Consider the following 12,226-nt stretch of genomic DNA (forward strand, 5'->3'; position numbering starts at 1 on the left):
ACTACCCCTTTGGGGTAAACAGCTATATACACGTCCGTTTTGCGCTTTTCAGCGCCCAATTCAAATATATTTTTCCTTTAAAATCATCTAGATGAAAGTCTTAAAATTCGGTGGCACTTCGGTAGCCAACGCATCAAACATAAACTTGGTTAAGAATATTGTCGCCAACACCGCTTCCGATAAGGTCGTGGTCGTGGTATCTGCACTCGGCGGCGTAACGGATTTTCTATTGAATGCAGCCTTTCTGGCCGCTCAGCAAAGTGAAGGCTATAAATCTGTTCTCAAAGAAATAGAAGACAGGCATCTTAACACGGTCAAAGAGCTTATAAGCATTAATGCCCAGAGCAAAGTTCTCAGCAAGGTCAAAAGTGAATTGAACACCCTTGAGACCCTTTTGGAAGGCGCATATCTTATCGGTGAGATTACCCCTAGGCTATCTGACAAAATTGTAAGTTACGGTGAACTTCTCTCCGCTTACATTATCAGCGAATATTTTGTGCAAGAAGGCATGAGTACGGCCCACGTAGATAGCAGAAAACTTATTATAACCGATGATGTAAACGAAAAGGCCACGGTTAATTTTGCCCTGACCAACAAAAACTGTAATGATTATTTCTTTTCAGTAGAGGGCGATATAGTGGTTATGGGAGGATTTATTGCCTCTTCGGAAAAAGGAAATTCAACCACCCTAGGTCGAGGCGGTTCCGATTATACGGCCGCAATCGTTGCTGCAGCTATGGATGCCGAAGTATTGGAAATATTCACGGACGTCAGCGGTATGTACACCGCCAACCCGAAATTAGTGAAGCAGGCAAAGGCTATTCCGCATATATCGTACGAGGAAGCCATGGAGCTTTCCCATTTTGGGGCCAAGGTACTTTACCCACCGACCATTCAACCGGTACTGAGCAAAGGTATTTCGATTCATATAAAAAATACGTTTCACCCGGAACAGGCCGGAACACTGATTACAAAAAATAAGAACGAAAAAGGAAAGACTGTTCGAGGCATCACCCATGTGGGCAATATGGCTTTACTATCGCTTGAAGGGCCTGGTATGGTCGGCATACCTGGTATTTCGAAACGTTTTTTCGAAGTACTGTCCCAACACGGCATCAGCGTAGTATTCATTACACAGGCCTCCTCCGAACACTCAATTTGTGTTGGCATTTCTGCCAATGACATTGAAAAAGCCATAGAAATTGTAAACGAGGCCTTTGAGGTTGAAATCGAGCGTGGTAAGATAAAACCGGCCCTTGCCGAAACCGAATTGGCCATAATTGCACTGGTGGGTGACAATATGAAAAAACATCAAGGGCTGAGCGGTAAAATGTTCAGCACCTTAGGCCGAAACAACGTTAACATTCGTGCCATTGCACAAGGGGCATCTGAACGTAATATTTCTGCGGTAATCAATGAAGCTGATGTAAAAAAGGCCCTCAACGCACTTCACGAAGAATTCTTTGAAGAAAACGTAAAACAGTTGAATCTATTTGTAATGGGTGTCGGTAATGTAGGCTCTAAATTTTTAGAGCAGATTCGCCAACAACGCGCCTATCTAAAAGAAAAACTGAAATTGAACATTCGCGTTATCGGTATTTCAAACTCTCGTACGATGGTCTTTGATGAAGGCGGAATCTCGCTAGATAAATGGAATGACCAATTGGCCAACGGAGAAAAGGCCGATAAATCTAAATTTTTCGAAACCATACAAAAGCTGAATTTTCGCAATAGTATTTTTGTAGATAATACCGCCAGTGGCGACGTAGCCTCTACCTATGCCTCCTATCTTGGAAACAGTATTTCTGTGGTTACCTGTAATAAAATTGCGTGCTCGTCTGAGTTTGAAAATTACCAGCAACTAAAAGATTTGGCCAGGGCCTACAATGCACCTTTCTTATTTGAGACCAATGTAGGTGCCGGTTTGCCCATTATTGACACCCTGAAACATTTGATAGCTTCCGGCGATAAAGTTTTAAAAATACAAGCAGTACTTTCCGGTAGTCTCAACTTCGTATTCAACAATTTCAACGACCAAACGACCTTTCACGATATTGTAAAGCAGGCTCAAGAAGAGGGTTATACCGAGCCGGATCCTAAAATTGATTTAAGCGGAATCGATGTGATGCGAAAAATCTTGATTCTGGCTCGAGAAAGTGGAAACCGACTGGAAATAGATGATATAGCCAATAACAGTTTCCTTCCTGAAGAGAGCTTGAACACGGCTAATAATGAAGATTTTTTCGCCTCTCTCATCAAACACGAAGACAGCTTTCAGCAGATGTACGCCCAGGCGGCCGCAAAAGATAGCAAGTTGAAGTATGTGGCCCAGTATGAAGATGGCCAGGCCAGTGTAGGCTTGCAAGAAATACCAAAAGGCCATGATTTCTACAATTTGGAAGGCAGCGACAATATTGTTTTGTTCTATACACAACGCTACCCGAACCAACCCATGATTATTAAAGGTGCGGGTGCAGGTGCCGAAGTGACCGCATCGGGTATTTTTGCCGATATCATTCGAATAGGAAACTTTTAAGGTATGAGCAAAGACGAAATAAGAATATTTTGCCCGGCTACCATTGCCAATGTTTCTTGTGGTTTTGACGTGCTCGGGGTCGCCTTAGATTCGGTGGGTGATGAAATGGTCATCAGAAAGGTCTCTGAAAAAGGAATTAAGATCACCAAACTTACCGGTCAAGACCTTCCTACGGAAACCAACCAGAATGTGGCCGGGGTAGCAGGTTTGGCACTTTTGGCCGAGAGTGGCTCCAATGTAGGTTTTGAAATTGAAATTCATAAAAAGATAAAAGCCGGTAGTGGTATCGGTAGTAGTGCCGCTAGTTCTACCGGTGCCGTTTGGGCCATTAACGAATTGTTGGGCAAGCCATTTTCCACCTTGCAATTAGTGAAATTCGCTATGGAAGGCGAACGTTTGGCAAGTGGCGTGGCCCATGCCGATAATGTGGCCCCTGCCCTATTCGGCGGCTTTACCTTGGTTAGAAGTTACGATCCTCTAGATGTTATTCCCATTCATTGTCCGGATCAGCTGTACGCCACGGTTATCCACCCTCAAATCGAGGTACGAACTTCCGATTCAAGAAAAATTTTAAAAACCCATATTACTTTGGCCGATGGTATCAAACAATGGGGAAATGTAGGCGGATTGATTTCCGGACTCTATACTGAAAATTACGACCTCATCGGTCGGTCATTGGTAGACCATATCGTAGAACCCATTCGTTCCATTTTAATACCCGGATTCGATAAGGTCAAGTCCGTTTCTAAAAAGGCCGGAGCCCTTGGTTCTGGAATTTCCGGCTCGGGACCATCGATTTTCGCTTTTAGTAAAGGGGAGGCTACTGCCCAAAAGGTAGCGGAAGCCATGACCGAAGTGTACCAAAGCATAGGAATAGATTATGATGTACACGTTTCAAAAATTAATGCCCAAGGAATTAAGATATTAGACCAATGAAGTTTTACAGCCTAAATAAACAAGCGCCGCCCGTTTCTTTCAAAGAAGCCGTTATTCGAGGTATAGCCCCAGATCGCGGACTCTACTTTCCTGAAAGTTTCACCCCGTTGCCCGATTCTTTTTTTGAAACTATTGAAGAACTTTCAAACCATGAAATCGCATTCAACGCCATTCATCAATTTGTAAGCGATGAAATACCGAACGAAGAATTAAAAAAGATTTTAGCCAATACTTTAGACTTTGATTTTCCCATCGTCGAAATCGAAGAAAATGTAGCGACCCTCGAGCTTTTTCATGGCCCAACAATGGCTTTTAAAGATGTGGGCGCCCGTTTTATGGCGCAGTGTCTTGGTTATTTTTCAAAAGGTGAGAAGACCGACGTTACTGTTTTGGTCGCCACATCTGGAGATACCGGAGGTGCTGTGGCCAATGGATTTTTAGGTGTAGAAGGGGTTAAAGTCGTTATTCTTTACCCGAATGGAAAAGTAAGCGATATTCAGGAGCGTCAGCTCACTACCTTGGGGCAAAATATTACCGCGTTAAAAGTGGACGGTACTTTTGACGACTGCCAAAAAATGGTCAAAACTGCTTTTCTAGATGAGAACATTCTCAAAGAAATGCAACTGACCTCGGCCAACTCTATCAATGTAGCCCGTTGGTTACCCCAGTTATTCTATTTCTTGTTCGCCTATAAGCAGGCCAAGGTTCAAGGTAAGGAAATTGTATTTTCTATCCCCTCTGGTAATTTTGGTAATATCTGTGCCGGTATGGTAGCCCAAAGGCTGGGCATGCCCGTCAAACATTTTATAGCCGCTACCAATGTAAACGACACGGTGCCCCAGTACATGCTTACCAAAGAATACACGCCCAAACCCTCGACGGCCACGATTTCTAATGCTATGGATGTGGGTGACCCGAGTAATTTTATACGCATACGCCACTTATACGATGACAACTTTGAAGAATTGGAAAAAAACCTGTCTTCCTATTCTTTTGACGATAAAGAAACCAAAGCGGCTATGCTCGAGATTTTTGAAAAGAACGGATATATTGCCGACCCACACGGGGCCGTAGGATATTTGGGACTCAAAAAACACCAAAAAAAACAACCCGGTAGCTACGGAATATTTCTAGAGACCGCTCACCCGGTAAAGTTTTTAGACGTGGTCGTAGAAACGGTCGATAAAGAAGTAGAAATTCCTCCTCAGATACAAAAAGTCATGAGTAAGGAGAAAAAATCGATTAGTATTAAAAGCTATGATGAGCTCAAAAGCTATCTTTTAAACGAATAAAAAGGCCCCGATCGGGGTCTTTTTTATTCGTTGGTTTACTCGAAATGAAACGGATTCATTATTTGCTGAACTAAGGGCCTTGCACAACGGTTACAATTGTTGGAAAACGTTATCCTTAAAGGCCTAATATTTCAGTTATCAAGGTCTTGTATTGTTTAATATCCTTTTTAAATTTTCTATTAACTGCAATCCAAAGAGCTATTCCTAAAGCGATTATTAGTCCACCGAAAATATAACTTTTCGTTGTTATGAATAGTCCAAAAATAAAACCTAATCCAATAATAATATGGATATATATTACTAATTGAATTAAAAAATGCTGATTAAATGAGATTTGCATATTCGTGTTATCTTCAACTTTATTACTTAATAGTTTTCCGTTGACAATAGTCCAATTTTGAAAAGCCATATAAAAAGGGTAAAGAACTCGCTTTCTAAAACTAAAAGTTGTCGGCTTATTTTCGTCAAACACGAAACCTCCTATAGAATTAAGTTCAGATTTTAATCTCTCAATGACTTCTTTTGGTCTTTTTTCTATTTTAAAATTCCAATCTTCCATTTTTCTTGATTTAAATGTTTGCCAACGGTTGCGATATAAACCGTACGGGAGCAAACTAGCGTTTGCTATCCGCCACACACATCGCGAAATCTTTTGGTCTTTTTTTTTATGTCCAATGCTAAATCTATAAGATTTTTCGGGTTTTATAAATATACGCAAACCTTGCGATTAATTCTCGTAGTAATTTACAGCTAAAGGCGTGACTAGGAGTTATCGCTGTACTTTCAGTACACTAAACCTATCGGAAAGATAATCTATATGACCAACGGCGTGGAAGAATTTTATCGCCAAGTTCGTAAGGTAACCAAGACCGAAGGAGCATTTACAATGACATGCCTTTGTTGAAACTGCTATACCCGGCCACAAAGATTATTGAAAAGAAGTGGATAGGTCATTGCATAATGGGAGCCTTTGTTCAACAGCTTTATATCAAATTTAGAGGATACCTCTGGTCTTAATCGTAAATTCCTTTGGGGCTGGCCCAAAAGGAATTCAAATAACGGATAGAGTTTAATTTACAGACCCTTTCAATACCGCTTAGTTTAAAATTTACTTTTATGAAATTTTTAAACTTGTCATGCTTAAACTTCCGGCCAACAATTTATCATTAAATAGCTTTATATCTTCTCCTTTTTCTTGCAATCCAAGACTGTAGATTAATGGCAAATAATGGTCTGGTGTCGGAATTGCCAATTGAACTGCTCTTGATTGCCTATGGTAATCTAAAAGTGGTCGGTAATTGCCATCAAGTATGTAACTATTGATAGTTTCCCTTGCTTCAATTGCCCAATCATAGCCATAATTGCCTTTATGCGCATTTGCAAAATCAATCATTCTTAGATTATGAATAATGTTACCACTACCTATTATTAATATTCCTTTATGACGAAGAATAGCTAACTGTTGCGCTAATTCAAAGTGTTGTTGTGGCGATTTGTCGTAGTCAATGCTTAACTGAATCACGGGTATGTTCGCTTCAGGGTAGAGATGTTTTATTACACTCCATGCACCATGGTCTAAACCCCATTTTTCATCCAATTCTACTAATGTGGGTGATAATAATGTTTTGGTTTTCTGAGCAAGTGCAGGATTTCCCTTTGCAGGATATTGCACATCAAATAAGGCTTGTGGAAAACCACCAAAATCGTGTATTGTTTTGGGTGTTTCCATAGCCGTTACTTTAGTACCTTTAGTAAACCAATGGGCAGACACACAGAGAATGGCATTTGGGATCGGAATTGTTTTCGCAATAGCTCTAAAGCCTTTTACAAACTCATTTTCTTCAATCGCATTCATTGGGCTACCATGCCCTAAAAATAGAACAGGCATTCTACCGGTTAATGGAAAACTCTCTGATATTTTACCTAAATCGTTTAATTTCATACCCAAAGCCGTAAATGGGAGTAGCCCAATTACTTTAAGAAAACCTGTTCTATTCATTTTAAATCAATGCAATCAACTTAATTAGATAGCCATTGCTGCAGGGTGGTTTTTGATTTACCGAGTAAACGGTCAGAAACATCTGGACTACCTGCTTCCTTTGTTTTCTCAAAATACTCAAACATAGGAATGAATTCTTTGAGTTGTTTGTTTCCTGACACAAACGCTAAAATTTTAAGTAACCAAAATGGTGCATTGGCAACCTTTTTGATGGTTGGATGCTTCACTTTAATATATTGCTCCAGTGCTTCGTTTATCGTAAGGCTTTCAGGGCCGTAAGTACTGAATTCTTGATTTATATTTTCTATATGTCGATAAGCATTAACTAATCGTTCACCGAAGTCTCTAGAAGCAATCCACCGTAGTTTAAGTGGTTGTTTGCCCATTACGTTGGCTTTGCCATCTCGTATCATTAAGGCCAAGGATTCCATAAACCATGTAGGCCTAAAAATCATATATGAAATACCACTCGCTTTTATCAATTGCTCAGATTGGTATTTGGCTTTTATAAATGGCATACCGGTATTTTCTTTACATACCGTAGCGCCGCTTACGTAGCTAATGAGTTTTATATCTAGTTGTTTTGCAGCCTTTACAATTTTCTGTACCGCACTAAACTCGTCTAATTGTCCCAAGGTGATGTGTATGGCGTCACAATCTTTAATAGCCAATGTCAGGTCGCTATCTTTAAACACATCTCCTTTTACCGTATCATGGTTCGGATAGTTTTCCGCTTTTATACTTCGAGAAAAGAGTTTTAGTTGAAAACCAGCACTATCAAAGGCTTTTATGGTCTCTTGAGCAACCATACCGCTTGCACCTAATATGGCTATTTTTTTTATAGATACTTCTGACATGATTTTATTTAAAGTTTTATAAAAAGCTCGTTTTTTGGCTTTCTAACTTTTTTCATGTTAGCCAACCAATCATTTTCTGCATCTCTGTAACCTAAAGCTAGTAGAGCAGAACTTTCAAGGCCTTTTTCTTTGAGATTCAATAATTCATCTAATGCATTAGGATCAAAACCTTCCATCGGTGTGGCGTCTACTTTTTGTTCTGCTGCAGCTGTCAATCCAATCCCCAAAGCTATATACGCTTGTTTAGCAGCGTGGTTTGCATGCCAATCTTCCGGTAATTGACCGTACATGCCCCAAAGATTATTTTTATAATCATCCATCGTGTTCAAAGGTAGCCCCCTTTCGGATAGGGTATAATTGAACACACTTTCAATTTTTTCCAGTGTATAGTTTTCCCAAGCGGCAAAAACCAATAAGTGCGAACAGTCGGTGATTTGACTCTGCCCCATCGCAACAGGTTGAATTTTGGCCAGTAATTCTCTGTCTGAAATAACAAGTACTTTAAAGGGTTGTAAACCAGAAGATGTCGGTGCTAATTGAATAGCATCTAAAATGATTTCTAACTTCTCCTCTGGAACGATTTTACCGCTCATTTTTTTAGTGGCATATCGCCAGTTTAAATTTTCTATTAAACTCATGATCGTTTATGCTTAAGATGAAGAATTATTTTGCTGTTATCGGTGCCTTTTTGGTACGACCCCAAGCCACAAAAGCGGCAAGCACAAGAAAGAAAATATTCATTCCGATAAGTGATTCTTCGCCTCTTGAAATATGAAATACACTTGCTGCAATCATTAGCGCAATGGTTCCGTAGGCGGCAAAAACGGTTAACTTTGGTTGTATTCTTAAAGCTGCCGGTAAAACAATACCAATTCCGCCAAGTAAATCTATAATTCCTGTAAATTTTAATAACCCAGGATTTTCAAGTGCCCAAGGCAACATTTGTGCGGTTTCTTCAATCGGTTGAAATAATTTGGCATAACCTGCCCAAATTAAGGTTAGTGCGATTAAGCCTTGTGCCACCCATAAAATAATGTTGAGCCCCTTAGGTTTTACTGTTGCTGTCATTTTATACTTTTTAATTGTTAATGATGAGCAAAGATGCAACCAATCAAAAAGCTAAAAAATAAGGTATCTTAAGAAATTACTTTTGAGCTAATTTTCGTCTTACATCACTTAAATATTCAGGCGTCATACCTAAGTAGGAAGCAATTAGCTTAAGCGGTAGTCTTTGTACCAATGTTGGGTAGGTTCTTATAAAATCGATATATCGTTCTTCGGCAGTTGCACTCAATAAGTCTGTTAAACGCTTATTCGTGGCGATCAAATTGTTTATTAATTTTTTATTTTGCTCTACTAAATCATCGTGACTTAATTGATTAATGTCATTATAATTGGAATTAGTAAGCACCAAGACCTCGCTATCTACTATTGCATCAATGAATATATTAGAAGGCTTTTTGCTGATGAAGCTATCCATATCTGTTATGATCCAATCTTCGGCTGCAAAATGCAAAATATGTTCTTTGCCTGAAGGGTCGATGACATAACTTTTTAAACAACCTTCATTTACCTTATATACAGTTTTACAAGTATCTCCTTTGTGTAAAAGAATTGTACCTTTAGGCACTTTTTTCGCCTGCAAATTGTCAAATAATTTCATTTAACGATGTTATTTTGATGACCGCTAACGGCCTCGGCCGTACACACCGACCAATCTGCCAAGCCCTAGCCTAAATTTTTGCATTTGGTGTTTGTCTTCTTTTTCTTGAACACCAAGTTGAAATATTGACGATAGAAAATAGATTCAAGCCAATAGGTATAGCACTTACCTCCCTATTTTCTATAGCCGGTCTGCTTGCTGCACAAGTTAATGAAAAATCAACATAGGATCAAGGTGATCTTAACGCTGGGTCGTTACCTTTAAATAGGTAAGGAAGTTTATGAACGGATTATGAACAAGGGGAAGAGCAAGAATTTGGCTTTGCTAGTAGTAGTTAACAAACTAATTAGGCAGTCGTTGGTATTTTTAGCGACTTATTAAGTTGATTCTATGTCATTTTTCGACGACATAAGTCTTGGTCAATTTATCATATAAGTTTTGATTTTTATCATCCCAAAGAATCCAGATAATGGGAATAATAAATAAACCCAATACGCCCTTTAGAAGTTCACGAATGGCACCTTCTGTTGCTTTATTATAATCATTACCGTTCTCTGACGATATAACTTTCAAACGAAATATGCGGTGTCCTAAATTCCCCGTAAACATAGGATAAAATATAGCCCCAACAATTAGCCCAAAAATCGCAGCAAATTCAAACCCAATAGGATTTTCGCCATTAATAAACTCTTTGAATGATGGGGTCTTATAAACTATATAAGGTATAAAAATAGTGAGCGCATAAATAAAGTTTTCCAATAGATTAGCTAAAAATCGTTTTCCTTTCGATGCCAATATAAAGCCGTAAACTAGATTACTATTAATATTATCTTCAATTTGTTTTTTGGTATTCAATAAATCCTCTATGTCAATATCTAAAACTTCGCATATTAATATCAATGTTTTTCCTCGTGGTTCACTTTCATCATTTTCAATCCGCTGTATTGTTCTTAAATTTACTTTTGATAATTCGGCTAATTCTTCTTGAGTTAACCCTTTTGACTTTCTAGTTTCACTAATTGTTTTCCCTATTATACTCATTCTAAATTTTTTGCAACTTTCTTCAAAATTAGTAACAAAACCATATTTATGATAACGGTTTGGCAGCGGTTTGTTTACGACATTTTTACGACATTGGCTCTGATAGGCCCTCCAAGAGTAGGACTGCAGTAAACTGAATAAAAACAAAAAGCCCCGTAAAGAGGCTTAAAACCGTTCAACTTTTTAAAGAATCAAGGGCTTGTGCAACGGTTATCCTTGTTATGCCACGTTAATCTTTATTGCGTTTGCCTGCAATCAATTCTTTAAAGAAATCAGCCACACCTGAAGCACCTGTCTTTCCATTGTCGTCAATATTGGATAAAATCACAATTGTATAGTTGTCTTTCATAAAATCCATAAGTTCCGATCGAACACCATACCAACCTCCGCTATGTCCTTGAATTGTTTGGTTATAACGTAAGTCGATGTCTATACCATACCCCAAATTTGTGCTATAGCCTTTAACTTTTGGCCCGAACATTAATTCGGCAGTTGATTTTTTCAACAATTTACCGTTTCTCAAGGCTTTAGAGAATTTAAATAAATCTTCAACAGTCGAATAATGGAATCCTGCTGGCGATGCTTTTGAAAGGTAATATTCGTTTCTTTTTGGAACGTCACTTTCTCCAAAAAAAGTAGTGTATCCACTAGCTTTGTTTTGTAAGACCGAGTCGATTTCCAACTCGGTCGTGTTTATCATTCCTGCGGGTCTAAAAATGTTTTTCTTTAAATAGTCATAGTAGTTCTGCCCGCTTACTTTTTCAATTATCAGACCTAGGATAACAAAACCGGAAGCACTATAATTATATTTAGTACCTGGTTTGGACAGTAACGTGTCATTCGCGAACATCGGAACGAAATCGGATATGGTCTTGTATTTCATTTTGTCTGATTGCAAATAATTGCCCACATAAAAATTGTTGTTTCCCGATGTGTGCGTCAGTAGTTGATGAATTGTTACCAAATCCCTCACCAGTTTGTTTGGATAATTGGGCAAATATTCTCCAACAGGAACGTTTAATTCAATTTTTCCATTTTCAAAAAGTTGCAAGGTTGCGACTGCTGTAATCATCTTGGTAATCGAGGCGATGTTGAACTTAGTATCCAATTTGTTTTCGATACCGTATTCAATGCTGGCAAGTCCAAAAGCCTTCTTCTCTATTATTTTATCGTTGTGTGCTACCAAAATTGCACCCGAAAAATTACTTGACTTTAAGCTGTCGAGAAAATTTTTTATATCAGCGTCTTTGGATTGTCCAAACGCAAGAATTCCAATCAATAGAAAAATAGAGCTAATTTGAAGTTTTCGTTTAATGTTCATCGGTTTATTTTAGTTCTACATACTCTAGTTCGTGTGTAATAGTCACGAATTTTAAATACTTACCCATTAGTTTTAATTATTCCGATATACATTTGGGTTATGTTTCTCCATATAAAATTCAGGATGTGGTAGTTCTTTAAAACCAAATTTTTTATAAAGCCATTCAGCTGTATTTGTTAATAGAAGCCATCTTCTTAATCCTTGAAGATTAGGATGCTCCATTATTTCATTGATTAGCCATTTACTTAATCCATTTCCTCTATATTCCTTTAAAATATAAACATCTCCTAAATATGCAATAGTTGAATAGTCAGAAATTATTCGAGCAAATCCGATTTGTTTGTTTTTGTAATAAAGTCCAAAATTCAAAGAGTTTTCAATAGATGTTTTCAGAGTATTCATTGGGATTCCATTACTCCAATCAGATTCATTTGCAAGAAAATTGTGAATACTATCGATATCTAATTTCTTCTTGTCAGTTGAAATGGTATAATCGTTTCTATGTGATTCTCTAATTTCCAATTCAGTTTATTGAAGTAATGCCAATGTTTGAGCTATGAACAGTACGTGGCCAAACTCGC

12 protein-coding genes are annotated in these 12,226 nt (G+C 38.3%); 3 read left to right on the plus strand and 9 right to left on the minus strand.

The window, feature by feature from the left end; genetic code table 11:
• The first annotated feature begins 91 nt into the window (after window positions 1-91).
• From thrA to thrC, 3 genes are read left to right on the plus strand one after another with little or no spacing between them, the layout of a single operon-like run.
• Window positions 92-2,536: a bifunctional aspartate kinase/homoserine dehydrogenase I gene (thrA, locus tag IV512_RS12285; protein WP_209403757.1), complete on the plus strand. Its 2,445-nt coding sequence runs from the start codon at window positions 92-94 to the stop codon at window positions 2,534-2,536.
• Between the two features lie 3 nt (window positions 2,537-2,539).
• Window positions 2,540-3,472 carry a homoserine kinase gene (locus IV512_RS12290; RefSeq protein ID WP_209403759.1) on the plus strand — a complete coding sequence of 311 codons (933 nt, stop codon included), beginning with the start codon at window positions 2,540-2,542 and terminating at the stop codon, window positions 3,470-3,472.
• Window positions 3,469-4,764, plus strand: coding sequence for a threonine synthase (gene thrC / locus IV512_RS12295; protein ID WP_209403761.1), 1,296 nt, complete (start codon window positions 3,469-3,471; stop codon window positions 4,762-4,764). Before IV512_RS12290 ends, thrC begins: the two co-directional genes overlap by 4 nt.
• 115 nt (window positions 4,765-4,879) lie before the next feature.
• Here thrC and IV512_RS12300 read toward each other — a convergent pair whose 3' ends face one another.
• The 9 genes from IV512_RS12300 to IV512_RS12345 form a co-directional block, all read right to left on the minus strand.
• Window positions 4,880-5,323, minus strand: coding sequence for a DUF423 domain-containing protein (locus IV512_RS12300; protein ID WP_209403762.1), 444 nt, complete (start codon window positions 5,321-5,323; stop codon window positions 4,880-4,882).
• Window positions 5,324-5,878: 555 nt separating this feature from the next.
• Window positions 5,879-6,706: a 4,5-DOPA dioxygenase extradiol gene (gene ygiD, locus IV512_RS12305; protein WP_209403933.1), complete on the minus strand. Its 828-nt coding sequence runs from the start codon at window positions 6,704-6,706 to the stop codon at window positions 5,879-5,881.
• 77 nt (window positions 6,707-6,783) lie between these two features.
• Entirely contained in the window at window positions 6,784-7,620 is an 837-nt protein-coding gene (locus IV512_RS12310; RefSeq protein ID WP_209403764.1) for an SDR family oxidoreductase, read from the minus strand.
• An 8-nt stretch (window positions 7,621-7,628) separates the two neighbouring features.
• Complete coding sequence (locus IV512_RS12315; RefSeq protein ID WP_209403766.1) at window positions 7,629-8,258, minus strand: NAD(P)H-dependent oxidoreductase; 630 nt, start codon at window positions 8,256-8,258, stop codon at window positions 7,629-7,631.
• Window positions 8,259-8,283: 25 nt separating this feature from the next.
• Window positions 8,284-8,688 carry a DoxX family protein gene (locus IV512_RS12320; RefSeq protein WP_209403768.1) on the minus strand — a complete coding sequence of 135 codons (405 nt, stop codon included), beginning with the start codon at window positions 8,686-8,688 and terminating at the stop codon, window positions 8,284-8,286.
• A 76-nt stretch (window positions 8,689-8,764) separates the two neighbouring features.
• Window positions 8,765-9,283 carry a Crp/Fnr family transcriptional regulator gene (locus tag IV512_RS12325; protein ID WP_209403770.1) on the minus strand — a complete coding sequence of 173 codons (519 nt, stop codon included), beginning with the start codon at window positions 9,281-9,283 and terminating at the stop codon, window positions 8,765-8,767.
• Window positions 9,284-9,676: 393 nt separating this feature from the next.
• On the minus strand, window positions 9,677-10,324 hold the full coding sequence (locus IV512_RS12330; RefSeq protein WP_245224783.1) for a helix-turn-helix domain-containing protein: 648 nt from the start codon (window positions 10,322-10,324) through the stop codon (window positions 9,677-9,679).
• A 229-nt stretch (window positions 10,325-10,553) separates the two neighbouring features.
• On the minus strand, window positions 10,554-11,645 hold the full coding sequence (locus IV512_RS12340; protein WP_209403772.1) for a serine hydrolase: 1,092 nt from the start codon (window positions 11,643-11,645) through the stop codon (window positions 10,554-10,556).
• 72 nt (window positions 11,646-11,717) lie between these two features.
• Window positions 11,718-12,167, minus strand: coding sequence for a GNAT family N-acetyltransferase (locus tag IV512_RS12345; protein WP_209403774.1), 450 nt, complete (start codon window positions 12,165-12,167; stop codon window positions 11,718-11,720).
• Window positions 12,168-12,226: the final 59 nt, after the last annotated feature.

This window comes from Pseudozobellia sp. WGM2, from assembly GCF_017810075.1.
Taxonomy (GTDB): Bacteria; Bacteroidota; Bacteroidia; order Flavobacteriales; family Flavobacteriaceae; genus JADNYK01.